General features: G+C 41.1%; 28 protein-coding genes and 1 other RNA gene. 13 read left to right on the forward strand and 16 right to left on the reverse strand.

All coding sequences use genetic code 11. The annotated features are described in order from the left end of the window. Nucleotides 1–154 precede the first annotated feature (154 nt). A complete protein-coding gene (locus IEV36_RS12620) occupies nucleotides 155–589 on the forward strand; it encodes an HIT domain-containing protein (protein ID WP_004771663.1) in 435 nt (144 codons plus the stop codon). A 52-nt stretch (nucleotides 590–641) separates the two neighbouring features. Next, entirely contained in the window at nucleotides 642–2078 is a 1437-nt protein-coding gene (locus IEV36_RS12625) for an adenylate/guanylate cyclase domain-containing protein (RefSeq protein ID WP_004771664.1), read from the forward strand. A 12-nt stretch (nucleotides 2079–2090) separates the two neighbouring features. Here IEV36_RS12625 and IEV36_RS12630 read toward each other — a convergent pair whose 3' ends face one another. Continuing rightward, nucleotides 2091–2546: an Rrf2 family transcriptional regulator gene (locus IEV36_RS12630; protein WP_005256991.1), complete on the reverse strand. Its 456-nt coding sequence runs from the start codon at nucleotides 2544–2546 to the stop codon at nucleotides 2091–2093. 113 nt (nucleotides 2547–2659) lie between these two features. On the opposite strand from IEV36_RS12630, the gene IEV36_RS12635 reads away from it, so the two are divergent. Beyond that, entirely contained in the window at nucleotides 2660–3541 is an 882-nt protein-coding gene (locus IEV36_RS12635) for an NAD(P)/FAD-dependent oxidoreductase (RefSeq protein WP_005256992.1), read from the forward strand. Nucleotides 3542–3599: 58 nt separating this feature from the next. Here the strand turns inward: IEV36_RS12635 and fdx are convergent, their stop codons facing one another. From fdx to IEV36_RS12675, 8 genes are all read right to left on the reverse strand, one after another. Beyond that, nucleotides 3600–3938 (reverse strand): ISC system 2Fe-2S type ferredoxin, encoded by a 339-nt coding sequence (gene fdx, locus IEV36_RS12640; protein WP_004771669.1) that lies wholly within the window; start codon nucleotides 3936–3938, stop codon nucleotides 3600–3602. A gap of 17 nt (nucleotides 3939–3955) precedes the next feature. Next, complete coding sequence (gene hscA / locus IEV36_RS12645) at nucleotides 3956–5815, reverse strand: Fe-S protein assembly chaperone HscA (RefSeq protein WP_005256993.1); 1860 nt, start codon at nucleotides 5813–5815, stop codon at nucleotides 3956–3958. Nucleotides 5816–5853: 38 nt separating this feature from the next. Beyond that, nucleotides 5854–6372: a Fe-S protein assembly co-chaperone HscB gene (gene hscB / locus IEV36_RS12650; RefSeq protein WP_004771671.1), complete on the reverse strand. Its 519-nt coding sequence runs from the start codon at nucleotides 6370–6372 to the stop codon at nucleotides 5854–5856. 86 nt (nucleotides 6373–6458) lie between these two features. Beyond that, nucleotides 6459–6779, reverse strand: a complete 321-nt coding sequence (iscA, locus tag IEV36_RS12655) for an iron-sulfur cluster assembly protein IscA (protein WP_004661460.1) — start codon at nucleotides 6777–6779, stop codon at nucleotides 6459–6461. Between the two features lie 29 nt (nucleotides 6780–6808). Next, the gene (gene iscU, locus IEV36_RS12660; protein WP_004639432.1) at nucleotides 6809–7195 is read right to left on the reverse strand and encodes a Fe-S cluster assembly scaffold IscU; all 387 of its coding nucleotides are present in this window, start codon (nucleotides 7193–7195) and stop codon (nucleotides 6809–6811) included. A gap of 90 nt (nucleotides 7196–7285) precedes the next feature. After that, on the reverse strand, nucleotides 7286–8503 hold the full coding sequence (locus IEV36_RS12665; protein WP_004771672.1) for an IscS subfamily cysteine desulfurase: 1218 nt from the start codon (nucleotides 8501–8503) through the stop codon (nucleotides 7286–7288). Between the two features lies 1 nt (nucleotide 8504). Continuing rightward, nucleotides 8505–8978 carry an Rrf2 family transcriptional regulator gene (locus IEV36_RS12670; protein ID WP_004771673.1) on the reverse strand — a complete coding sequence of 158 codons (474 nt, stop codon included), beginning with the start codon at nucleotides 8976–8978 and terminating at the stop codon, nucleotides 8505–8507. Between the two features lie 107 nt (nucleotides 8979–9085). Next, nucleotides 9086–9724, reverse strand: coding sequence for a hypothetical protein (locus tag IEV36_RS12675; RefSeq protein WP_005256994.1), 639 nt, complete (start codon nucleotides 9722–9724; stop codon nucleotides 9086–9088). Between the two features lie 209 nt (nucleotides 9725–9933). Between IEV36_RS12675 and IEV36_RS12680 the strand changes: the two genes are divergently transcribed. From IEV36_RS12680 to IEV36_RS12690, 3 genes are all read left to right on the forward strand, one after another. Then, complete coding sequence (locus tag IEV36_RS12680) at nucleotides 9934–10389, forward strand: phasin family protein (protein ID WP_004771675.1); 456 nt, start codon at nucleotides 9934–9936, stop codon at nucleotides 10387–10389. Nucleotides 10390–10557: 168 nt separating this feature from the next. Then, a complete protein-coding gene (gene hbs / locus IEV36_RS12685) occupies nucleotides 10558–10830 on the forward strand; it encodes a non-specific DNA-binding protein Hbs (protein ID WP_004639426.1) in 273 nt (90 codons plus the stop codon). A 139-nt stretch (nucleotides 10831–10969) separates the two neighbouring features. Continuing rightward, nucleotides 10970–12841 carry a SurA N-terminal domain-containing protein gene (locus IEV36_RS12690; RefSeq protein WP_004771676.1) on the forward strand — a complete coding sequence of 624 codons (1872 nt, stop codon included), beginning with the start codon at nucleotides 10970–10972 and terminating at the stop codon, nucleotides 12839–12841. Nucleotides 12842–12909: 68 nt separating this feature from the next. Here IEV36_RS12690 and IEV36_RS12695 read toward each other — a convergent pair whose 3' ends face one another. Next, nucleotides 12910–13767: a YbgF trimerization domain-containing protein gene (locus IEV36_RS12695; protein WP_005256995.1), complete on the reverse strand. Its 858-nt coding sequence runs from the start codon at nucleotides 13765–13767 to the stop codon at nucleotides 12910–12912. A gap of 323 nt (nucleotides 13768–14090) precedes the next feature. Here IEV36_RS12695 and ffs point away from each other — a divergent pair. Further along, nucleotides 14091–14187, forward strand: an RNA gene (ffs, locus tag IEV36_RS12700) — signal recognition particle sRNA small type. A gap of 10 nt (nucleotides 14188–14197) precedes the next feature. Here the strand turns inward: ffs and IEV36_RS12705 are convergent. From IEV36_RS12705 to IEV36_RS12720, 4 genes are all read right to left on the reverse strand, one after another. Further along, nucleotides 14198–14680, reverse strand: a complete 483-nt coding sequence (locus IEV36_RS12705) for a regulatory protein RecX (RefSeq protein WP_005256996.1) — start codon at nucleotides 14678–14680, stop codon at nucleotides 14198–14200. 46 nt (nucleotides 14681–14726) lie between these two features. Then, nucleotides 14727–15773 carry a recombinase RecA gene (gene recA / locus IEV36_RS12710; protein ID WP_004771679.1) on the reverse strand — a complete coding sequence of 349 codons (1047 nt, stop codon included), beginning with the start codon at nucleotides 15771–15773 and terminating at the stop codon, nucleotides 14727–14729. Between the two features lie 159 nt (nucleotides 15774–15932). Further along, complete coding sequence (locus tag IEV36_RS12715) at nucleotides 15933–16361, reverse strand: RNA-binding S4 domain-containing protein (protein ID WP_004771680.1); 429 nt, start codon at nucleotides 16359–16361, stop codon at nucleotides 15933–15935. Next, nucleotides 16345–17049: an HAD-IA family hydrolase gene (locus IEV36_RS12720; RefSeq protein WP_005256997.1), complete on the reverse strand. Its 705-nt coding sequence runs from the start codon at nucleotides 17047–17049 to the stop codon at nucleotides 16345–16347. Before IEV36_RS12720 ends, IEV36_RS12715 begins: the two co-directional genes overlap by 17 nt. 11 nt (nucleotides 17050–17060) lie before the next feature. Between IEV36_RS12720 and IEV36_RS12725 the strand changes: the two genes are divergently transcribed. Together IEV36_RS12725 and IEV36_RS12730 are read left to right on the forward strand one after the other, a co-directional pair. Beyond that, entirely contained in the window at nucleotides 17061–17918 is an 858-nt protein-coding gene (locus IEV36_RS12725) for a 3'(2'),5'-bisphosphate nucleotidase CysQ family protein (protein ID WP_005256999.1), read from the forward strand. Between the two features lie 51 nt (nucleotides 17919–17969). Further along, on the forward strand, nucleotides 17970–18701 hold the full coding sequence (locus IEV36_RS12730) for a histidine phosphatase family protein (RefSeq protein ID WP_005257002.1): 732 nt from the start codon (nucleotides 17970–17972) through the stop codon (nucleotides 18699–18701). A 101-nt stretch (nucleotides 18702–18802) separates the two neighbouring features. On the opposite strand, the gene IEV36_RS12735 is transcribed toward IEV36_RS12730, so the two are convergent. After that, the gene (locus IEV36_RS12735) at nucleotides 18803–19219 is read right to left on the reverse strand and encodes a hypothetical protein (RefSeq protein ID WP_005257003.1); all 417 of its coding nucleotides are present in this window, start codon (nucleotides 19217–19219) and stop codon (nucleotides 18803–18805) included. A 318-nt stretch (nucleotides 19220–19537) separates the two neighbouring features. On the opposite strand from IEV36_RS12735, the gene IEV36_RS12740 reads away from it, so the two are divergent. Next, complete coding sequence (locus tag IEV36_RS12740; RefSeq protein ID WP_005257004.1) at nucleotides 19538–22342, forward strand: M66 family metalloprotease; 2805 nt, start codon at nucleotides 19538–19540, stop codon at nucleotides 22340–22342. 186 nt (nucleotides 22343–22528) lie between these two features. Beyond that, nucleotides 22529–23797, forward strand: a complete 1269-nt coding sequence (locus tag IEV36_RS12745) for a hypothetical protein (protein WP_005257005.1) — start codon at nucleotides 22529–22531, stop codon at nucleotides 23795–23797. Nucleotides 23798–23844: 47 nt separating this feature from the next. Here IEV36_RS12745 and rpsT read toward each other — a convergent pair whose 3' ends face one another. Next, entirely contained in the window at nucleotides 23845–24111 is a 267-nt protein-coding gene (rpsT, locus tag IEV36_RS12750; protein ID WP_004771687.1) for a 30S ribosomal protein S20, read from the reverse strand. Nucleotides 24112–24323: 212 nt separating this feature from the next. On the opposite strand from rpsT, the gene IEV36_RS12755 reads away from it, so the two are divergent. Continuing rightward, complete coding sequence (locus IEV36_RS12755) at nucleotides 24324–24989, forward strand: NAD-dependent epimerase/dehydratase family protein (protein WP_005257006.1); 666 nt, start codon at nucleotides 24324–24326, stop codon at nucleotides 24987–24989. 12 nt (nucleotides 24990–25001) lie between these two features. Beyond that, on the forward strand, nucleotides 25002–25514 hold the full coding sequence (gene rraA / locus IEV36_RS12760) for a ribonuclease E activity regulator RraA (protein WP_005257007.1): 513 nt from the start codon (nucleotides 25002–25004) through the stop codon (nucleotides 25512–25514). The last annotated feature ends 6 nt before the right edge of the window (nucleotides 25515–25520 follow it).

Consider the following 25520-nt stretch of genomic DNA (forward strand, 5'->3'; position numbering starts at 1 on the left):
TTTTTGCAAGATCGCGACATGTTTTTGATCAGATGTTCCTGCAATAAATGAGGAAAATCATTGTTATTTGTAAGCAAACGGGTGACTAATAATATTCACATCAAAACTGATGTGATAGTATTGATCATCATTATTCTGCATCATTTATAAAGATATGTTTAGTTTGCATCCACAACTTGCTCAAGATACATTTTTTGTAGGCGACTTTCCGCTTTCAACATGTCGTTTAATGAATGATATGCAATTTCCTTGGCTAATCCTTGTACCTCGTGTACCAGGCGTTACAGAACTATATGAATTAAGCCAAGCAGATCAAGAACAATTTCTACGTGAATCAAGCTGGTTATCAAGCCAACTTTCACGTGTGTTCCGTGCAGACAAGATGAATGTGGCAGCACTAGGGAACGTCGTTCCTCAGCTTCATTTCCATCATGTTGTACGTTATCAAAACGATGTGGCATGGCCGAAACCAGTATGGGGAACGCCAGCAGTACCATACAGTAATGATGTACTCGCGCATATGCGTCAAACATTGATGCTTGCGCTACGCGGTCAAGGTGATATGCCATTTGACTGGCGCATGGACTGATCCAGAAAATAGAATAAAAAACAGTATTCTATAATAAGAAAAGGAGGACAGAGTGCCACTAGATAGGTTGATTGATAAAGAACCTAGACAGTTCGCTTATTTCCATCGTTTGATGGGATACTCGATTCTGTCACTGATTTTGGTAATTTATACATTTACCTCTACCAGTGCTAGCTATCAGCTCTATCTCCTTCCATTATTACTGGCTTATTTTCTATTTTGTCCCCGTTTGGAAAAATGGCTGCAATATAAATTTGATAAAAAAATAGAAAAAAACGTTCTATTTGCCAATGAAGCCATCATTATTGCGCTTGTTCTTGCCGCATTACATTTAAGTTTAGTGCCAACATTTACGATCTTATTTGCATTGCTCTATGTCGGTCTAAACAATAAAATTTCCTTGCCTGTCTCATGTCTGATCGGATTGATTGGTGTAATTACATTCTACTTTAGTACCTATATCATTTTTGGTACGGAAGAGTATTTTGAACCGACCAATCCTGAATTGACCGTTGTCAGTTTGCTCGGCTTGATGATGTTTATCGTGATTGGTAACTATTACCAGCATCGTCGCCTGAATATTCTCGGACAGCAACGCCAGCATTATCATAATCAGATGACTCGCTATATTGCTTTTGCAAACCAGCTCAGTCGTTACGCGCCGCTGCAATTGTGGCAATCGATTATGCGTGGAGAAGCGGAAGCAAAAATTGAATATAAGCGTAAAAAACTCACGATTTTCTTCTCCGATATTCAAGGTTTCACGGAACTTTCAGAAACACTCATCCCAGACGATTTAGCCTTCTTACTGAACGATTACTTGAGTCATATGACCGAGATTGCCAAGCAGTATGAAGCGACAGTCGATAAGTTTATGGGTGATGCGATTCTTATTTTCTTTGGTGATCCAAATTCGCAAGGCGTTGAACAAGATGCAAAATCTTGTGTGGAAATGGCGATTGCGATGCGTCAACAAATGAAATTGTTGCGTGAGCGCTGGAAGAAAATGGGCTATCCAGCCTTGCATATCCGCATGGGAATTAGTACGGGTTATTGTCACGTAGGTAATTATGGCGCTTCACATCGAATGGCATATACCATTGTCGGGCGTGATGTGAATTTGGCTGCACGTTTGCAGTCTGCTGCTGAAGTTGATGAAATCCTGATTGCCGATGACACACATCAACTGATTAAAAATGAGTTTTTATGTGTGCCGAAAGTGCCGATCTATTTAAAAGGTATTCAAGGCCCAGTGAAAACCTGGCAGGTGATGGAAAAATTCACAGGCAAAAAATCTGATACGCAACAATGGTTTGATTTTGATTATAAAGGCTTCCATTTGGTTCTCAATCTGGAAGAAGTACAAAACTATGAATACCCAGAACTGGTCGAGATTCTGGAAAACATGGTTCAACGTATCAAGACCCAGCAAAAGATTACCAATGCGCAGGGCATTCCTAAACTCACTTTAGATGATGAAGTGAGATAGACAACTCAATACTCAATGTTGAGTATGACGATTCTGATGTTCATGTAACTCATATAAATGATCAAATTCTAAAGCGAGTGCTGCCAGCGTGGTGGATTTTAGCTGTCGGGTTAAAATGTGCTGCGCATCCTGAATGGCCTGATCTAAAGCGGCGTTTACCACACGCTCAACTAAGCACTCTGGATTCTCTCTTTCATTGCCTATCGCAAAAATAGTGGGTTCACCCACAGCTTGATAAATATCCCACAAGGTAATTTTTTCTAAATCTCCAGTTAGCTGCCAGCCACCGCCAGCGCCTTTTTCTGAATGGACAAATCCCGCTTTCCTTAACCCCGACATCGTTCGTCTGACCACGACAGGATTGGTTGATAGCATTTGCGCGATTTCATCTGAAGTAAAAGTCTTATGTTGTCTGGCCATATGTAACAGCACATGCAGCATTCGGGAGAGTTTACTGTCAGTACGCATCTAATCAATCCAAATAAAATAAGAGAATAGTTTTAAATGTAACATCAAAAGTTGCAAATTAAAATAAAAAGTATTAATGTAACTTTAAAGGTTACATATAAGTGGTGAATCCTATGCAATATGATGTTGCGATTATTGGTGGAAGTTATGCAGGCTTGGCTGCGGCAATGCCATTGGCGAGAGCACGCAGAAAAGTGGTTATTATTGATGCTGGACAACGCAGAAATCGCTTTGCCGAGTATTCACATGGTTTTCTGACTCAGGATGGAACGCAGGCAAGTGAAATTGCGCAAATTGCGAAGCAGCAAGTTTTGGCTTATAAGACTGTGGATTGGCAGAATGGCAGTGTAAAGCGCGTAGAAAAAATTGAAGAGGGCTTTGCGGTATGTATTGATGCGACGCATTCAATTACGGCCAAGCGCCTGATCATTGCAGCAGGAATTACGGATCAATTGCCTGATATTGCTGGTCTGGTGGAACGCTGGGGCAAGACAGTATTTCATTGTCCTTATTGCCATGGTTATGAATTGAATCAAGGCAAAATTGGCATCATTGCCAGCTCAGAACATGCTGCTCATTTAGCGATGATGCTCCCAGATTGGGGTGAAACGACACTTTTCTTGAATGATTATCCTGTCGATGCTGAATTACTTGAGCAATTAAAGGTTCGTTGCGTTGTCATTGAGCAGCGACTGATTCAGGAAATTATGGGGCAGAGTGATGTTTTGCTTGCTGATGGCACTGTGATTCAACTGGCGGGTATTTTTGCAACGACCAAATGCGCCATTGCTCAAGAGTGGATTTTTAAGCTGGGCTGTGAAATCGAACAAAGTGCGATGGGAGAAGCCATTAAAACCAATGCAATGAAGGAAACATCTGTGACAGGGATTTTTGCCTGTGGGGATGTTGCACGTTTAGGAGGTTCAGTATCACTCGCAGTTGGTGATGGTACTCTGGCAGGCGTCGCTGCGCATCGTTCTTTAATTTTTGTTTAGTCATAAAAAAAGCTAGAGATTTACTCTAGCTTTTTGCGTTTTGGATGAACCACTCAGCTTAATGATTTTCTGAAGCGTGGTTGATGGTGTATTTAGGAATCTCGATTTCTAAATCTTCATCTACAATTTTCACTTGGCAAGACAAGCGTGAGTCAGGTTCTAAGCCCCAAGCACGATCCAGTAAGTCTGCTTCAACGTCATTCATCTCATCTAAGCTGTCAAAACCTTTACGAACAACCACATGGCAGGTCGTACATGCTGCAGACATATCGCAAGCATGTTCAATTTTGATGCCTTGTTTTAATAAACTTTGGCATAAATTGGCGTTCTGTTCGACTTCAAATTCTGCACCTTCAGGGCAAATTTGTGCATGAGGAAGAACTTTAATACGTGGCATATTGATCACCTATACCTTTAGTTTGAGTTTGACCAATCTTCAAGTTTCGTACCTTTTAAGGCATGGTCAATATGTCGGTTCATGCGAAGCGCAGCAAAGGCATCGCTGTGAATTTTCAGTTGCTGAACAGCATGTTCAATCGCTGCAAGGTCATCCGTTTTAAGACGAGCTTTTAACGCTTCAGCGGCAAGAATTAAGTCGCGAGCCTGTTGCTGAGAGAGTAGATCTGTATCCGCTTTTAAAGCTTGCTCTAATGCTTCTAGCTCACGCTGTGCTTCAACTTTGGTTTCTTGCAAGTGGCGAAGCTGTTTGTCTTCTTCCGCATGCTGGAAACCTTCTACCAGTAAACGTTCAGTATCTGATGCGGATAAGCCATACGACGGTTTGATGTCGATTTTGGCTTGCACACCAGAGGTAGTTTCTTTCGCAGAGACAGTAAGTAAGCCATCAGCATCCACTTGGAATGTCACTTCAATACGCGCTTGACCCGCAGTCATTGGTGGAATGCCATGTAAGACAAAGCGACCTAATGAACGGCAATGCTCAACCAGATCACGCTCACCCTGAACTACATGGATCAACATGGCAGTTTGACCATCTTGATAGGTGGTAAACTCTTGACGGCGTGCAACAGGAATGGCTGTATTACGTGAAACCAGACGTTCAACCAAACCGCCCATGGTCTCTAAACCAAGAGAGAGTGGCGTCACATCCAGTAATAATGAACCATCTTGGCTATTGCCAATGAGCTGGTTGGCGGTAATTGATGCGCCAATTGCAACGACTTCATCTGGGTTAATGGTACATAGCGGTTCACGTTCAAATAGGTCACGTACAGCTTTTTGTACAGCGTAAGAACGTGTTGAACCACCCACAAGGACTACGTGCTCAATTTCATCGAGTTCAAGTTTGGCATCGCGTAATACACGTTTGCAGACACTCATTGTTTTGTCGAGTGCGACTTGAATAATCGATTCAAAAGTAGGGCGGTCGAGTGTTAAGCGATCATCCAGTAATTTTAATTCGGCAGATTCGTGATCTGTTAAATGTTCTTTGGCTTGACGTGCAGCAACAACGAATACCGCATATTCTTCATCGCTTAATGTTTCAATATTGAGCTGCTTTTTAGCCCATTTTACGATTAAGCGATCAAGGTCATCTCCACCCAGTGCAGTATGTCCGCCTGTAGCGAGGACTTCAAATACACCTTGTGAAAAACGCAAGATTGAGACGTCAAACGTACCACCACCTAAATCGTAAATCACATAGTTGCGGTCTGTACTGAGATTTGTCTCTTGATCCAGACCATATGCAACCGCAGCGGCTGTTGGCTCATTCAATAAGCGTAAAACATTAAGACCAGCAAGTTGTGCTGCATCACGTGTTGCCTGACGTTGTGCTTCATCGAAATAAGCAGGAACGGTAATCACAGCGCCATTCACAGGATTATTCAGACTTGCTTCAGCACGATCTTTTAATTGTTTTAAGATCTCAGCAGAAATTTCGACAGGTGTTTTACGTCCGGCAGCCGTTTCAAATGCTGGCATTTCATTTTCTGCGCCAACAAGTGTATAGGGATGCTGGAATTTAATATCAGCTTGTGAACGACCCATAAAGCGTTTCACAGAAACAACCGTGTTTTTTGGGTCAGTCATCATAAATGGTTTGGCTTCATAACCAAACGTTGTCAAATCTTTTGCGTAATGAACAATAGATGGGAGTAGAACTCGATCTTTGTCATCATGTAGAACTTTCGGTTTTCCCGATAGCACTGTCGCCACTAAAGAGTGGGTTGTCCCTAAGTCAATCCCGATCGCAATACGATGTTCGTGCGGTGCGGTAGATTGACCTGGTTCAGCAATTTGCAAAAGCGCCATGCGTACGGTATCCCTTGAAAATAATCGGTAACAGCGGATTAAAAATCATCGTCCAGATCGAAGCTATCTTCTTCGTCCAGCATACGATCTTCAGCTTTATCAATATCATTCATGACACGTTGGAAAAAGCGTAGCTTACGAACAGTATCACGTGCCTCAGCCCAGTCTTCATCCGCATAATCGAGTTTGAACTCGCGAACTAAACTATCAATCCATTGCTGAATTTCAACTTTTAATGTGCGAAGTTGCTCGGTTGAGGTGGCTTCGTCAAGTTGCTCACGCATTTCGAGTGCTGATTGCAAAAACTCAAAATCGTTGATGGACTGATCAAGATGATGATCTTGTTTTTTGAGGGCAAGTAGATAGGCAGCACGACTATCAACCAGTGATAACACTTTATAAGCCTGATTGATTTCGCTTGACTTGATCAGCGCCTGATCCTTGTCACTAGCTTTATCTGGGTGATATTGCTGTTGCAAACTTAAAAACTGTTTTTTTAAAGCTGCTAAATCTATATCGAGTGCTTCTGGTAATTGGAACAACTCAAAATGATTCATGGGAGATGGATTCCGCTATTGATAAATACGTTAAAACAGTGCGGAACACACTGTTTTGACGAAAAGAAAGAGAGTAGTGGTTGAGATTAAACAGTGAATGATTCACCGCAACCACATTCACCTTTTTGGTTTGGGTTGTTAAACTCAAAGCCTTCATTGAGACCATTTTTAACATAGTCCATCTCTAAACCATTGAGATAAACCAAGCTTTTAGGGTCTACAAAGACTTTAACGCCGAGTTGTTCAAATACTTGATCGTGTGTATCGATATCATCAACAAACTCAAGTACGTAAGCCAATCCGGAACAACCCGAAGTTTTCACACCAATACGAATGCCTTCACCCTTACCTCGGTTTTGCAGGTAATTGCTGATGTGAGTCGCAGCATTTTCAGTTAAATGGATCATGAAAACTCCAATGTTATTTCGGTCATCAATTAAGCTTTCGCTTTCTTACCACGATAGTCTTCAATCGCAGCTTTGATTGCATCTTCAGCCAATACAGAGCAGTGTACTTTTACTGGTGGAAGTGCAAGCTCAGTTGCGATATCAATGTTTTTGATCGCTTGAGCTTCATCAAGTGTTTTGCCTTTTAACCATTCGGTTACAAGTGAACTTGATGCGATTGCAGAACCACAGCCATAAGTTTTGAAGCGAGCTTCTTCAATTACGCCATTGTCATCGACTTGAATTTGTAAACGCATTACGTCGCCACAAGCAGGTGCACCGACCATACCTGTACCTACATTTTCTGCATTCTTGTCTAAAACACCAACATTACGAGGGTTTTCGTAATGATCAATTACCTTTTCGCTATAAGCCATGTCGCTTCTCCAAACCTCGGGGTCAGCCTAATATTAATATGAGGGTTAAAACATACTTTTCAATGAAGTGCTCAAAAGAGCACTTTATGATTAGTGTTCAGCCCATTCAACTGTTGAAAGGTCGATACCTTCTTTGTACATATCCCAAAGCGGAGAAAGTTCACGTAATTTCTCAACAGCAGCTTTGGTAATTGTTAACACGTAATCAATATCTGCTTCAGTGGTGTATTTACCAAAACTGAAACGGATAGAGCTATGTGCCAACTCGTCAGATAAACCTAAAGCACGTAATACATATGACGGCTCTAAAGTTGCAGATGTACATGCTGAACCACTTGAAACAGCTGCATCTTTCAATGCCATCATCAGTGACTCACCTTCAACGAAGTTGAAGCTGACATTTAGATAGTTTGCAACGTTTTGTGTTGGGTGGCCATTCAAGAACACTTGTTCAAGGTCTTGTAAGCCATTCCAAAGCTTGTCGCGTAACTTGCGAATGCGCTCTTGTTCTGCTTGCATGGTTTTGCCAGCAATTTCAAAAGCTTCGCCCATACCTACAATTTGGTGAGTAGCTAAAGTACCAGAACGCATACCACGTTCATGTCCGCCACCGTGCATTTGTGCTTTTAAGCGAACACGTGGGCTACGGCGAACGTAAAGGGCACCGATACCTTTAGGGCCATAAACTTTATGACCAGAGAAGCTCATCAAATCAATTTTCATGGTTGAAAGGTCAATTTCAACTTTACCAGCGGCTTGAGCTGCATCGACGTGGAAGAATGTTTTGTTCGCACGTGTTAATTCACCAATTGCAGCAACATCTGTCACAGTACCGATTTCGTTGTTTACCATCATAAGTGAAACAAGGATTGTATCTGGACGTAAAGCCGCTTGAACCATTTCTGGTGTAATTAAACCAGTACGTGGTTCTGGCTCTAAATATGTAATTTCAAAACCTTGTTCTTCGAGTTCACGGCAAGGATCTAACACAGCTTTGTGTTCGATTTTACTTGTAATGATGTGTTTGCCTTTTGAACCGTAGAACTGAGCAATACCTTTTAATGCCAGGTTGTCAGATTCGGTTGCACCAGAAGTCCAAACGATTTCGCGTGGATCTGCTTTAATTAAATTTGCAACTTGCTCACGCGCATATTCAGCTTTTTCTTCGGCTTGCCAACCATATGCATGTGAACGTGACGCAGGGTTACCAAAAGTTCCCTCGAACGTTAAACATTCCATCATGCGTTCTGCAACTTCTGGCAGTACTGGAGTAGTTGCTGCGTAATCAAGATAAATTGGACGTTTCATGTCAAATACCTGTAACCGATAGAAGGGCTGAATCTAAACTTGGTGAATTCTGGCGTAATGCAACAGTTTGAACGTTGTCACGCGCAATCAAATCAGCAAGGGTGATTTTTGCGAGATAATCGGCAATATGGTGGGAGAGTTCTTGCCATAAGTCATGTGTTAAACACATCGCACCATTTTGGCAGTTACCCTTATGGTCACAACGAGTTGCATCAACAGTTTCATTTACAGCTTCGATGATTTCTAGCACAGTAATTTCACTTGCATTGCGCGCCAGGTGATAACCACCATTTGCACCGCGTACACTTGAAACTAACCCATGACGTTTAAGTTTCGCGAATAACTGTTCTAAATAAGCGACTGAGATGGATTGGCGTGCTGCTATTTCCGCAAGCGTGATCGTTTGTTCAGTTGGCTGCAAAGCTAAATCAAGTAGAGCAGTCACTGCGTAACGACCGCGAGTTGTAAGACGCATGATTCGGTACACATGGTTAGACTAGATGTTTAAATTTTATGAATTCCGACTAAAATAGTCAAGTTTTAAATTGCCAATCTGAGCGTGAAAAGTGAAATATATTGGAATTATTGTATCCACGTATTATAAACAAAAAAGGCGATGAAAATAAAGCTTAAAACAGTAAAGCTGATATTGATTAGGCGTTGGCGTTTTTGCAGACGGTGAATGCGGTTTTGATACTGCTTAACTTCAACCAATAAAGTATTAATTTCCGAACGCTGCTGATCGATTTTATCCAGCAATGGGGCAATACGTTGTTGTGAGGCAACGGCTTCAGCTTCATCGCTAAACCATTGTTTCCAGTTTGCCAGAATACTCGACAGAGTGAGGTGTGGAAGTAAATCCATAAACTCTTCAGTGTGAGTGGCATCACCCAGAATGCGCATATTGGCAATGCTACGCTGATTGTTAAACACAAAAATCTTGATCAGGTCGATCAATGTGCTATTAATTTCCAGATCAATGGTGCGATCCAGCGCTTTCATATCAAACAAAAGACCTTTTTCGGTAAACTGGATATAAAAGTCGAAGAAAGGGATATAGCTGTTAATACGGATCGTGATTTTTTGATCAATTAACTTTTTGGCTTGCAGGCGTAATCCCGCATCATGCGTCAGGATGAAAGAGAAAAAAGTCTCTAAAACAATGATGACAATGTTGAGCAACAAATGCGGATGTTTATGTCTTTGTTGCGTATCACTCATAAGTCTCTTTTTCCTTGCCAATCAATCAATAAAAACAAAAAATCTGTAAACCTGAGTATCCTTACTCAATTGTTAAAAATAATTTACAGGACTTTCTTGCTTTGTAGAACAGTTTTTTAAAACGATCAAGTCTTAACTTTGATATTATAAAAACATTTTTATGGTCGAATACGACATACTGTTTGTAAAGTGCTTAGGAGTAATGGTCAATGGATAACTCAAATATAGAAAATCCCAATGAGGAAGCTGAGGTAAAAACTAAGCCAAAATCAAAGAGTTCTAAAAAATCTGCGTTAGATTTCAAAAAATATACACAACAAATCTGGCTGGCTGGCTTAGGTGCTTTTTCTCGTGCAGAAGAAGAAGGAAATAAATTGTTTGACTCACTGGTCAAGGTGGGCGAAGAGTTAGAATCAAAAACGGTTGATTTTGCCGACAACACGGTAGGCAAGGTGACTGAGAAAGCGAAAGAGTCGGTGACCGACACGAAAGACAAGGTTGAGAAGATTTTAGATACCAGTGTGAATCACTCGCTTAACCGTATTGGTCTGGTGACACCGAAGGATCTTCAGCATATCGAACAGCTACTTGTACAGCTCCATATCAAGGTTGATGCGTTGATCGAAGAAAATAATCAATTGAAGGCCAAATTGAATAAAAAGTAAAAAAAATGCAGGTAACTCGTCTGTTTATGTCGTATTTCAGTATTTATTTTAATTAAAAGGCCTTTCTAGTATTGCGTTCTCCCCTAAAGCATTGCTATAAAGGCGTCATGGCCTTTTAAACTATAGCCTTGGATCTTAACAAACGATATTAAGAGGATATTTTTTATCATGAATAAATCAGAATTAATTGATGCGATTGCTGAAAAAGGGGGCGTGTCAAAATCGGATGCTGGTAAGGCACTCGATGCGACAATTGCATCAATCACTGAAGCACTTAAAAAGGGTGATACGGTTACTTTAGTTGGGTTCGGTACTTTCAGCGTTAAAGAACGTGCTGCTCGTACTGGTCGTAATCCTAAAACTGGTGAAGAGTTACAAATCAAAGCAAGCAAAGTACCTAGCTTCAAAGCTGGTAAGGGTTTAAAAGATTCGGTTGCGTAATCTTTTTAAATCAATAAACGCACCATTTTGGGTGCGTTTTTTATTTATTGAATGAAAAAGTTAATTTGATCCTTATTCTGCATTCATTCACTTTTGTTTTTCAGTTAAAATTGCCCCGAAATAAAATATTGGAATTCTTATGGAATCGTTTCGTACTCTCATTAAGGGTTGGCTTGGCAAAGTCCTGTTAGTTTTGTTTTTGACTCCTTTAGCACTTGTCGGTATAGAAGGGTATTTTAGTGGTAGCAATAAAGCAGACGTTGCAAAATCAGTAAACGGTCAAGATATTTCTAATAAAGAATTAGAAAGTGCAACCAAAAACTATAAAGATCAATATTTATCACTGGTAAAAGGTGATGAATCACTTTTGAATTTGCCTGTTATTCAGGAAAAAGCATTAGATGCACTTGTTGCTCGTTCATTGCTACAACAACAAGCCGAAAAGTTAGGTATGACGCTAAGCGATGTACAACTTGAGCAAATGTTGGCACAACAGCCGAGTTTTCAGGAAAATGGCAAGTTCTCTCAAACCTTATATGAGAACTATCTACGTTCTGTGGGAATGACCAATCAGGCCTTGATCACCAGCTTACGCCAAGATCATGCGCTGAAAATGATTTCAACATCATTGATGGATTATGCTCTAGTGAGCAAGTCTGATGTGCAGCAGTTGGCAAATTTACAGACTGAACAGCGTACTTTGCATTTGGCAAGTATTAAGCTAGATGACTATAAGAAAGGCGTAACTGCTTCTAATCAGGAAATTGCTGACTACTACAACAAGCATAAAAATGAATTTAAGCAAGTTGCAAGTGTTGACGTTGATTATGTCGTGCTTACACCTGCTTTGCTGCCTAAAGCAAATCTTGCGGTTACAGAAGCTGATCTTCAACAAGCCTATACTGCTTTTGTTGATGAGAAGAAAAAAGCAATTAAACCTCAGGTTAAACATATTCTCATTACTACTGATGCGCGTGATGATGCGGCAGCTCAGAAGCTTGCCAATGAGGTCTATGCAAAAATTCAGGCAGGTGAGTCATTTGCTCAGGCCGCAGCTCAATACTCTGAAGATCCGAGTTCTAAAACACAAGGCGGTTTAGTCGATGCTTATGCGCCAGGTGTTTTCTCGGCTGATTTTGATAATGCAGTGAATGCATTAAAGAATGGTGAAATTTCTAAACCAGTTAAGACTCAGTATGGTTATCACATTATCCAAGCTGAATCTCCAATGGTGAAATTACCTTCATTTGAAGCTGAAAAAGCGCGTTTAACTGCTGAGGTTGAGAAAAGCAAACTGGCTAACCAGTTTAGCGATACCGTGAACAGCTTAAATGAAATGGTGGTTGGTAATGATTCTCTAGATGCTGTTGCTGAGGAAGTGAAGGGTGCGCGTATTGAGTCTGCAAATGGCGTGACTTTAGCAACTGATAACCCATATCTCAGTGATTTAAGCGTTAAAGCAAAATTATTTAATGATGATGTGAAAAATGGTGACCGTAACGCGTCTTCAAATATTCAGTTGGCAAATGGCGATACGATCTGGATTAAAGTTCGTAACTACCATGCAGCGGGCGTTAAACCGTTAGATCAAGCGACTGCTGAAGTAAAAGCAAAAGTGATCGAAGCGAAGGCGTATAAAGCAGCTCAAGCGAAAATTGCCACAATCCTGACTGATTTTAAAACTCAACCGGCGGCACAAGTGGTTGCAAAATCTCAAGTGAACTTTGAAAATGCAGGTACATTTGCACGTTCTCAAGGTTTAAAACGTCCGATTGAGCGTGCTGCATTTAGTATTCCAGCGCCAGCAAAAGAAGGCTTATGGTCTGCCACAACTGCAAAACTACCAAATGAGTTGGTGATTGTTGCAGTTTCAAATGTGAACAGTAGTGTTGCAAGCACTTTGCCAGCAGAACAGGTACACGAGTTGAATCAGCTTTACCAGCAATTCCGTGGACAACAGATCCTTGAAGACTACACTGAATACTTAAAATCGAAGGCGAAGATCAAATAATTGATTTGATCCCCGCATAAAAAAAGCCAGTTGATATCAACTGGCTTTTTTTATGGAAAGAAGAAAACTTATTTTTTCTGAATAAATTTTGCTTCTTCAGATTGAGGGTATTGGCTTAAAAGTTTGCTTTTGTACTGACTTGCTAAAGCATCATTATGATCAACTTCTTTCGCAATGCTGTAAAGCTGGTATACGGCACGCGATGCTCTTGCTGAATTCGGGTAGCGGGTCGCCACAATATTATAGTTTTGCTTTGCAGATTTATAATCGACAGGATCAACCGCTAAATAAAACTCGGCAAGCCAAAAATATGCATTACCAATATAAATACCATTTGGATGGTTTTTAATAAAGTTCTGCATTGGCTGAATTGCTTTTTTTGCACCACCTTGTTTGTAGGCATCAAGCGCAACCGTATAAGCCGCTTTTTCTAGCTCAATTTGATCATTGGTCGCATTGTTAGTTGCTACGCTATTCGTTTGCGGTTGAGCAGTTGGGGCTTGAGTGGTTGCAGGTGTGGTTTGTTGCGGTACTGGTGCGGCTGGGACGATCGCAGGAGTGCTGGTATCTGCATTTGTTGATGCTGTTGCAGCAGAGGCATCTTGTGCTTCAGGATTATCCTCAGGCGGATCAATTTTTTGCGAAAGTAGCTCTAAGCGCTGATCCAGATCGGTATAGCGGTTGGTCAGTTCTTTTTTTAATTGCTCAATTGCATTGTCATGTTCTTCAAGTTGACCACGTAACTTGCGGATTTCCTCTTCAAGCTTCTGGTTCTTTTGCATGATTTCCCAGTTTAAGCTTGGTGTACCTGCAACAACATTATTGGCTTGTTGTTGGCTTAAAGCGCGAGATTCAATGGGAACATTGGCATATAAATGCGCACTGCTCAGCAGGGCAATAAAAAGTACGGAATGCTTTTTTAGCATAAAAATTCATCCATAAGTTGAAATATAAAGCTGTGGCCGAACAAGTCTTCACTGTTTACTTGCAACACACCAGATATAGATTTTTGATTTAGCCATTAAAACAGCAACTCATTTAAATGCAATAAGCATTTACAATCTTCAAGCACTTTTGAAGAAATTAATCTGTTCTTGTTGAATGTTTGCACATATTGAAAGTAAAAAGATAACAAATACAGACTGGTTGATGATGAATTAGGCAGTTGAGCTAAAAACTCACTGAAAAACAGAGACAAGTCTTGCAACTCAGGCAAAAATCTCTATACTTTGTCAGGCAATGGTAGCCCTGCTGGTAGCTTCGCAATTGTACTCTACGAACCCCGCCAGGACCGGAAGGTAGCAACGGTAGTAGAACTATGATGTGCCGAAGTCATGCTGGTAGGGCTGCCACCATTTATTCTTCTCCGCTCGTTCGAGCAATCGCTTTCATAATCACACCCATATCAAAGCCACGGTATTGTAAAAACCGAATTTGTCTTGCCTTGATTTTCGGATCCGTTGCGATTTCTTCTCCAAATTTCTTTATTTTCAGTTGATAAGCCTGATCAAGCCAGTCGACCTCTTGTAATTCCTCTGTAATCAATTCTGCATCTAGCTGCTTGGCTTTTAATGCCTGTTTAATGCGTTGTAGGCCTTTGCCTTTTCTTAGTTGACTTGCCAAAGTGAGCTCAGCCACACGCTGGTCACTTTGATAGTTGTTCTGCGCTAGTTCTTCTACCAGTTTATCGACTTCTTCTGGATTGATCGCGTATTGATTCAGCTTGGCAATCAGTTCTGCCTGCGAATAGTCACGGCGTGTGAGCAGGGCAAAAGCATAAGAGCGTAGTCTTGTTCCCGTCAGGGTTTTGGGTTTTTCTGTTTTTTCACTATTAAACAAAATCGATTTCCTCATGAAAGAAAAACGCCCCGAAGGGCGTTTTAGCTTAACTTTCTAAAAAGTCTGGTTCTTCTTCATCTTCGGTTTGTGCAGCTTCAACATTATTTTTAGTTAAAAGTTGCTCACGAATCTGTTTTTCAATCTCTTGGGCCATGGCTGGATTCTCTTCAAAATGACGAATCACATTGTTTTTACCTTGGCCGATTTTGTTGCCTTGATATGAATACCATGCACCCGCTTTTTGTACGATATCTTGCTGAACTGCAAGATCAACCACTTCGCCTAGCTGATTGGTACCTTTGCCGTACATAATCTGGAACACTGCTTCTTTAAAAGGAGGCGCCATTTTATTTTTTACGACTTTAACGCGAGTTTCGTTACCAGTAATCTCATCGCCTTCTTTCACTGCACCAATACGACGGATATCTAAACGTACAGACGCATAGAATTTAAGTGCGTTACCACCAGTCGTGGTTTCTGGGCTACCAAACATTACACCAATCTTCATACGGATCTGGTTAATGAAGATCACCATACAGTTAGAACGCTTTGCATTACCTGTGATTTTACGTAATGCCTGACTCATTAAACGTGCTTGTAGACCCATGTGTGAATCACCCATTTCACCTTCAATTTCGGCTTTAGGGGTTAATGCTGCAACAGAGTCGACAACGATTAGGTCAATTGCACCTGAACGTACCAGCATATCTGCGATTTCTAGCGCTTGTTCACCGTGATCGGGTTGTGATACCAACAGGTTATCAATATCTACACCAAGCTTACGTGCGTATTCTGGATCTAATGCGTGTTCCGCATCGATAAATGCACATGTACCGCCATTTTTCTGACATTGCGCAATGGCTTGCAACGTCATGGTCGTTTTACCTGATGATTCAGGGCCGTAAATCTCGATGATACGGCCTTTAGGTAATCCGCCAATCCCTAATGCGATATCTAGTGTTAGAGAACCTGTAGAAACAGCTTCAACTGCCTGTACAGTGTTATCACCTAAGCGCATAACTGTATTTTTACCAAATTGTTTTTCAATCTGGCTTAACGCAGCTTGTAACGCCTTGCTTTTATTATCATCCATCTCAAAACCTCAAAACTTTATTTCTTAACGACTAACCCAAGTGGATGTATTGAATCTCAACTTGTTGGGACTTGAGTATAGTGGCAGATTCTCATTGTTTATTCTACATCTGATCTCTGTCTATGCGACACAAGATGACGCATCCAAAATTAGAAAATTTTATTCATCATGATAAGACCATGATTGAACATTTTCCTGTTTAAAACGATTGATATCACGACGATCTTTTTTGCTTGGTCGATGATCTGGTCGGGCTAGATTATGCATTTTTCGTTGTGATGCATGCAACTCTCTACGAGCAATACTTTCAGCTGTTTCTTCATAAAGGAGTTGTGCAGCTGGCGCACCACCACGTACCGCTGAAAGCGCCTTCACAACCACGGTCTTTTTCTCAAAACCTTGCTGGATGGTCAGTTCCATACCAATACGCACGTCTCTGGAGACCTTAACACGATCATTATTGTGGTGGACTTTACCGCCTTCTATCGCAGCTTTGGCAATTGAGCGTGTTTTAAAAAAACGTGCAGCCCAAAGCCATTTATCAATACGCATGGCTTCCATGCTTTCTGGTTCATGCTGTCTTGGCATCTGTTACCTGTAGGTTGGTTTCAAGATAATCAAAAAGTTCAGTTAAGTGATCAAGGGCAGGATAGGGTAATTCGGTTGCCGCTCTGGCAGCTTTACTGCTTGAGGGCTGTAAAATACTAAACAGCTGGGTAATACCGAAATCTTCTGCACTTTTGAGTACGGCAACGGTGTCATCAATAAATACAGCCTGTGCTGGATCAAATGGATGCAATTGCTGAAGTTTTTGCCAAAAAGCAGTTTCTTCTTTGGCGTGCCCAAGTTCTTCACTACTGATCATAAGTTCAAAATAGGGGCTAAGTTCCACATTTTCAAGCTTCAATTGCAGGCCTGCACGATCTGCATTGGTCAGTAACCAGCAACGATAACCTTTGGCTTTAAGTTGTTCTAACAATTGATGGCAGCCAGCACGCGGGCCAATTTTGTCGCGATGCTCGTACTGAAGTTGTAATACATCGACTCCGACTTTAGCCGTCCAGTGCGCCGAAGAATACCAAGATAGTGTATGCTTATGTTGTTGGTAAAATTGAAATAGTGTTTGTTGGCTTTGTTCCAGACTGCATTGGTGAACTTGAGCGTGTCGCTCAGGTAAACAGTGATTCCAGATAAAGTCGTCAAATGCTAAATCGAGTAATGTGCCATCCATGTCGAACATGGCAATCGGCTGCTGCTGTAAATCTGAATATGACATAAGGTTGGTCTATGTTTATTAAAACGCTTGCCCCACAAGATCAGTTAATTTCACAACTTGTTCCCATCATGGCGCAGGCTAGTCAAATATTGCTGGAAGAATACCAAAGTTATTGTGCTGGGTGCGAGTTTAATATTCAGGAAAAAAGTGATGATTCACCAGTGACACAGGCCGATCTGAAGGTGAATCATTTCTTATTGAAGCATTTAGCGACCGTCACTCCGCAATTGCCAGTTCTATCGGAAGAGAGTGATTATTCTGCGCGCACGGCTTGGCAGCGTTGCTGGATGCTGGATCCTTTAGATGGCACCAAGGAATTTATTCATGAACGAGATGAATTTACGATTAATCTCAGCTTGATTGAGGGTGATCGAACCACATTTGCGATCATTGCAGTGCCTTGCGAACAGGTAATGTACATTGGTTATACTTCGGAACTGCCTTATAAATATAGTTTTAGTCGACAAGAATGGTTGCAGTACCAGATTGAAGAACATGATTTTTCCGCACCATTACAAATTGGTCTGAGTCATAACAGCAAAAATCCCAAATATAAAAACTTTATTGAGCCGATCTTGCAACACCGTACGATAGAGCGACGCGAAGCGGGCAGCGCCTATAAATTTTGTATGATGCTGGAAGGTGAAATTGATATTTATCCTCGATTCCATCCTACTTCTGAATGGGATACCAGTTCAGGACAGGCTTTACTAGAAAGCATTGGTGGCGGTTTGTTGACCTTGGATAAGAAACCTTTTTTGTATAATCAGCGTGCTACGGTTTTAAATGGCGGTTTTATCGCATTTCGAGATCAGCATTGCAAAAAAATTGCTTATGAGGCCTTGGCGCTTTCTGGCATTTTGGATTGAGAGTCATCCAGCTCATGCTATAGTGGGGTAAATCCGAACTTGTGTGTGAATATGGCGCTGCATTTATTGCCGAAAAGTATGCTTGAAGCAATTGATTTATTACCTGATGCTTCAACACCTGTAACCTTGTTTACTCGACATTCTCTACGCGAGCTGGTGAATGGGCAGGGCTTGGCGGGTTATGATCTGCAATTGACCGAACCGGGACGTGATCTGGCCTATGCTTGGGGTGAATACTTAAGCCAGCATAGTGATCGGGCGATTCAGCATTGTATTTCAAGTCCAATTCAACGTTGTGTCGATACCGCAGCCTTAATGATTGAAGGCGCAGACCAGACACGTAAGGCTGTGAATACGCATCGTATTGAAATTGTGGAACAGCGCTTATTGGTTGAACCGGGCAGTTTTGTGCTGGATATTCAACAGGCCGCTCCCTATTTTCGTAAGCAGGGCGCTTTAGGCTTTATTAATAGTTTTGTGAATAATGCGCTGCCTGGTATGAAACATCCGATCACAGGTGTATTTGATGTATTGGAGCTGCTTTACCATACCCACCCAACCCAACAAAATGGTCTGAGTCTGGCGGTTAGTCATGACACGATTCTTGCTGCAATCATTGCCGTGATTTCGGGTAAAAACCAAATTGAGCAAACAGATTGGCCAGAAATGATGGAAGGTTTATTTGTATGGTTTGAAGGCGAAGACTTTGCTGATAGCCAGTTAAAATGGATTTGGCGTGGTGAGAAAAATGTTTTGAATATAAAGCAGTTTTTAGGCAAATAATGTATGGGTAGATTAAATGCCCGAACAATGATTGTATTCAATAAAACCCAAATAGATTTTTATTTGGGTTTTGTTTTAAATGATCTGGCAGGATCAAAGAATTAGCGACATTTCCCCGTTTTTTGTCCTTCAATGCTACTTTGATTTGTTTGCAGTCGAGTTGATGCCGAGCAATGGACATCACCAGAAATAACCGATTTTTCTAAATGAATCATGGTTGAGGCCTGTGGGGCATGAATATCACCACTTACGCTTGAATTAATTAAGCGTACTGCTTTGGCTTGGTTGGCCTGTATGCTGCCTTGAATGGAAGAGCTATTTAAAATCAGGCTGGCATCTTTCTGAATATTTACATCTCCTTCAATGGAGGAATTATTCACAGTACAGGTGGCGCCAGCTGGAATGGTAAGATCGCTGAGCGTATTGTTATCAATGGCGCTATTACATGTTGCAGCAAAGGAAAGGCTGCTGCATAAAGCAAAGCTAATGGGAATGATAACTTTCCAGATTTTATTCATGATGCTCTCCAGCATGTGTTATTTAATTATTTATATACACTTCAATTTAAATTAATTTTATTTTCATAAAATAGCGTAGTTGAGTTATAAAAATGTAGTTGTACATCGGTCTGGCATTGTTGTGGCTTTGATTCTGTATTAGCGCTTATTATTTTAAAATTACAATAAATTAAGCATACTATTTCAATATTAAAAATTAACTTCACATTCGATCATTTAAATTGTTAATATTATAAATATATGATTTATATTAATTTTAATTAATTAACAAAATTTATCATTAACGATAATTTGACAAGTTTTTCTTGGGGAAATGTGATGCAATTACAACTTAAATATTTAACGGTCTGTTTACTGTCTATGATGGTGATTGCCTGTGGAGGAGGTTCTTCAGATAGTACAAGTGGAACAAATCATACTGAGTTGCCGAAGAATGATAATACGACCGCGGGAAATGGGACTCTAATTCCAGATGATGGAACCAGTGAGTTGCCGGGTGATGGAACATCTGAAACACCGAACCAAGGTGAAGATACGACGACAGAAACCCCATCGATTCCTCCTGTTATGGAAAAGTATCCTGAACCCAACAAGGATGTGATTGATGAAGCTGTCTTGGGCTTTTATGATTACGATAAACTCGGACTGCCACGATTATTACGCAATGATTTAAATGGCAGTTTTGCTGCGATGCTGCAATTCGCACAAAGCCATGTGGTTAATCCTAAGAATAATGAAAAAGATTCAATGCCACGCTTAACCACTGAAAAAGATGCGTTATTGCTGGTTACTCCATTGGCGGAAATGGGGGATTTGCAAACATTACAAGTCGAAATTTATCAGGGTAATCAACTACTCCGAACCGTTAAATTGAAAGAGCCATCGAGAATTGCAGCTTCGGATCAATCCAATACAGATGGACGTCCGCCTGTAAGTTATTCAAAGCGAGCATGGACAGTTGCCTTGAAATGGCATGAAATCAGAGCAGGTCTGCATCTTCGCGTGGTTGATCCACTGAATAACCGCAGTGGTGATCTTGCAGCAGACAATATTGACTTGGCCGCGCCGGGTGAATTGGTGGTGCAGAATATCCGTTTAGGCTTATTAACTGATCCGCCGAAATCTACGGGTCATTATATGCTGCTTGAGCCTGCAAAAGCAGGCACTGATTACTTTCAGACTATTCCTGCTGCACGTATGATCGTCGCAAAATATGATGATTTAAGACTCAACAAAGTTATGGTTGCAAGTGGTGTTATTTATGATACAGCCAGCGCAACTACGGGTGATGTGTATAGCGGTGATATGCGTGAGAATACCGCCAAGTCGACTTTTGGCGTGGGGATTAATCTGGCCAACTGGGGCATCACCAGTGCTTCAATGGCGAGTCAGGAACAACCTCAGTTGACTCAAAGTGTGGTAGCGCATTATGCAAGCGGGAAGTATAGCAACGGTGAGGCCACCCATGGCTTAAGTGGTGGTAATGGTATGTTGACCTTGATCGATTCTGTGGGCAATGAATTTAGCCATGAAATCGGCCATCATTATGGGCTTGGGCATTATCCTGGTGCTGTGGGTGAGAATATGTTCTGGGCTGCACATCATGCGGATAGTGGTTGGGGCTATATTGCCTTTAGAAATAAAATGCGTGGCAACCTCAATTGGACCAATACCAATTTAGGTGATGGGGCCAATGGTGTACCAAACTTCCTGAATAAATATGCCTATGGTTGGGATGCAATGTCGGGTGGCGCAACGGCAAGCAGTATTTCTAAATATACCCATTACACAGGCTATAGTACTTTTCTAAAAATTCAGCCTGCTTTTGATCGTTATGTGTGGGATGCTAATTCACCAACAGGCTATAAAAAATGGAATGCAACAACGCGGATGATGGAAGTTGCGCAACCTAAAACGCCAAATTCAAGTAACGTCTGGTATAACCGTGCTGATGGTAACTATCTAAAACCAAGAATGTTCGGTGTGCCTGTGTATACGATCTTGGGTGGGTATGATCCAGTCGCGCAAGTTGGTCTGATCTATCCAGCAGCAAAAGGAAATTGGGGCAATGTATTTGATTTACCACAAGTGAATCCAAATGCTACAACCGCAAATTGTTGGTTGAATGTGCGATTTGCAAGTGCAAGTCAAAATATCGCTTTGGCACCGCAGCGCATGAATGGCAATGCCAATAAGTTCCATATTAATCTGGCACAAAGTGACGCACCCCAGCAAGTCAATCTTTACTGTAAAAAAGCCGACCAAGCATCAGCGGTATTACTGTCTAGTTTAGCGATCCCAGCTAACACGACTGCTTTAGCACCAGCCGTTGAAATTGGTAAGGAAGCAGAATATTCAGCTTTAAGGGCGTTTGAATTACCACAGTTAGAACAGGCTTTACTCGATAATAAAGATAAGGCAGTGGTAAATCTTTCCCCTGAATCTAAGCTACTGTTTGATTCATACCGAACTTTTAAAGATCAACTAACAGCAGATGCACAAAATGAAATGGTGCGTTATACCCAACAGCAAATTAAGCTGTATCGTTTAAATCGCTGGATCAATGTGTATCGTTCGGACTTGACCAATTTAAATGCTGATGCATTAACTGCGTTCCGTGCTTTTGTTGGAAAGTTAGAGCTCAAAGGTGATTTGAATTTTGCATCAAGTACCAGTTTATTAAACAGAACCAATTGTTTAAAAGTTGAGAAGTTGGCGAATGGACAGCTCAACGCATTTATCAGTGGAGCGACGGGATGTACAGGTGAAGATTCGGAAAAATGGACTTATGATGCATTGGGTAAAATCCATAATAAGCAATATATAGATCAGTGCTTAACGACTACAGCTGGCAATGTTATCAATCTGACGCCTTGTAGCAGTACAAGTAGTCAGGTGTGGGAGCTTGATACTGCGGCACAAGCGATTAAGCAATCGAATCAGTGCTTCGATTTGGAAGGCGGTTATTTATCCAATAATCGAGCACGTCTAATTCGCTATCGTTGTACCAATGGCGCCAATCAAAAATGGAGCATTCCAGTGATGAATAATAGTTTAGTACTTGCTGGTTTATCTGCTAAGAATTTACCAGTTGCGGCTAAGGCTTTAGCCGTGAATCCTTAATCATCATAAGATTTAATCTGAACTTGATAAATAAAAATATGGAGCGCTTCGGGGCTTCATATTTTTTATCACTCATCATATGACCTAAAAAGTTAAAAATAATAAAAACTGGTCTTTTAAAATTGGTCTTTTTTCGTCATGATATGAAAATAAAAAGAGAAAACTGACACATAATTGGATAAAAAGATGTTATTAAGCACAATTTATTTATGGGAGCCTGAGATTTTTACAGGCAAAGTGCCCGCAGAAGATGATTCTCATCAAGTTGCTTTTGAGTTGCATCAGCAGTATTGCAACATTTCCAGTCATGGCAAAACTTTGCAGGCATGGTTGCTATTATTTTCCAATAAAATTTGTGATCCACAATATCAGGCCTATTTCTCTGAGCCTACTCAGCAGTGGGTAGAAAAGATCAAGCAGCAATTTGCTCAGGGCATAGGCGCAAGTGTGCGTTTAGACGCATTGATACAAGAAGCTGAAAATGATGCGGTGTATCGGGTCTTTTATGAAACGGTTCAAGAAACGGGAATCGGGTTTTATGAGCCGAATTATAATGTATGGGCGATTGGAGAATTGCAGTCTCCAGAAAATGCAGTGTCGAATATGCTGCAACCTTATTTGTTGGAACCCTTGGTATTAAAGCAAATTCAGGTTGTCGAAGAGGTGAAATCACCTTTGCAAACAGGCAATTTTGATATTCCGCATAATATGGCTGCTGCTGAGCAACTGATTAGCCAATGGTTTGAGCAGCAAGAAGATACGCAACATCTCAAACTTGATGTTTTTAATGTGGCGCATGACTTTATTTCAAACTGGGGAAATATCGGTCGACCAGAATTGGCGCTTGATACAGGCTATCGTTGCTTTTTATTGACTCAAAAACAGCTTGGTGTGTTTTATCAATTGAAGATGGTACTTAGGAAATTGACTATTAGCCCGATGCTGTCTTTTGCAATGGATTTTACCGATCGTTTTATTCCTGATCACTTGCAGGAGCAGCTATCTGAACGTTTGATTTTTAGGCTGCGTTCGCTGGATGTCCATCAACATTCTATCGGGAAGCATACTTCTGAGCCTTGTTTCTTTTTAACGGGGCGTTGGGAAAGCAAAGACAATATTCAGGATTTCTTCCAAAATTTAGATGCTTATATCCATTTTATCTTTTCAAATGTAGGGCACGGTAAACTGGAGACGTTACAAGCGTGGGCATATGGAGACATGCCAGAAGACTTTACGGTGGATCTGGATTTTCGTTTTGAGTTAATGATGATTGCACTGAGTCAGGATCATGATTATTTAAATGAGCGCTATCAGTTTTATAAACAGGCTTTTACTCAACACAATGCACGTACGCGTGATCTGGGGTTGCTAGAGGAGAGTTATACGTTTTGCCAGAAACTGATCGTGATCGTGAAAGAGGCGGGAACGGGTTTGCAGCCTTATTTGAAAAACTGAAGACAATAAAAAAGCCCGAAAATTCGGGCTCTTTTATATGCATCAAATTAGTTAGCTAATGCTTTAACTTGAGCGTTCAAGCGGCTCTTATGACGAGCAGCTTTGTTTTTGTGGATGATGCCTTTATCAGCCATACGGTCAATTACAGGAACAGCTTTTTTGTAAGCTTCTGTAGCAACAGTATAATCACCAGCAGCGATCGCATTTACAGTACGTTTGATGTAAGTACGAACCATAGAACGCAAGCTTGCGTTGTGTTTACGTGCTTTAACGTTTTGACGAGCACGTTTTTTAGCTTGAGCAGAGTTTGCCACTCGTGCACTCCTTGAAAATAAGTTGGTCTGGGCGGGCTGAAGTTAAAACCAAAAAATATTGGCAACATTCACCAGCCCGTAAACAAGTGCCATATTTTGAGGAAACTAAGCCCCGAAGTCAAGTCTTGTGATACTTTTAAGTACATTTAACAGATGATAATCGTGCAAGAAAACGTTACATTAAGCCTAGTCATAGCTTGGAAGAATTAAAAATGAGAATAGGTGATAAAAAAGCAATTGTAATTGGTGCTACCGGATTGGTTGGTCAGGCCTTGGTGGATGAGCTACAACAAGCAGAAGATTTTAATTCGATTACCGTTGTTGTCAGGAAAAATTCAGAAACATTAAATGCTTACAGTAAGGTCACTCAACTGATTCTGGAAGATTTTCTGTTATTGAATGATGAGGATGTCAATGCCTATACCCATGCCTTTAGTTGCTTGGGAAGTACCATTAAACAGGCGGGTTCTAAAGACGCTTTCTATGCAATTGATTATGAAATTAATGCACATTTTGCTGATCTGGTTCAGGATAAAAATATTCATTTATTAATTGTGAGCGCGTTGGGAGCGAACGCAAATTCGCCAATTTTCTATAATAAAGTGAAAGGTGAACTCGAAAACTACCTCAAAAGCCTGTCAATTTATAAGCTATCAATTTTCCAACCTTCGCTTTTAATTGGTAAACGTAGTGACGTGCGCTTGCTAGAGGATCTGGCGCAGACCGCATTTAAGTTGGTGGAAAAAACGTGGACTAGGCCGTTTAAACTTAAACCTATTACCGCTGAGCAATTGGCGCATACTATGCTGGTTGCAGCACAAACACAGACTGCCGCATTTAAACTGTACGATAACCTGAGCATACAACAAAGCAAATAATGGAGAATTTCAGTGACGACAATTCCTTTTGTAACTTGTGATTTGTTAGATGATAACCCTGAAAAAGAGCTGCAAGTGGTCATCCCATCATTAGATGGTAAATTCTTTAAAAGCTATGGCGCACGTAAAACCTTTGGCGGCCAAGTGGTCACGGTAAAGTGTTTTGAAGATAACTCGCGTGTGAAAGAACTCTTGGCAACGGATGGTACAGGTAAAGTACTGGTGGTTGATGGCGGTGCATCCATGCGCTGTGCCCTGATGGGAGATATGATTGCCGAGTCAGCAGTGAAACATCACTGGAATGGGGTGGTGATCTATGGCTGTGTACGTGATGTCGATGCGATTGCAGAACTGGATTTAGGCGTACATGCATTGGCTGCAATCCCGCAAAAAAGTAATCGCAAAGGCATAGGTGAAGTCGATGTCAGCTTGTATTTTGGTGGCGTGACAATCAATTCAGGCGATTATATCTACGCAGATAATAATGGCATTGTGATTGCAAAAGAAAAATTAGTCGACTGCTAAAAGGAT

The sequence above is a fragment of the Acinetobacter vivianii genome, assembly GCF_014635885.1.
GTDB lineage: Bacteria > Pseudomonadota > Gammaproteobacteria > Pseudomonadales > Moraxellaceae > Acinetobacter > Acinetobacter vivianii.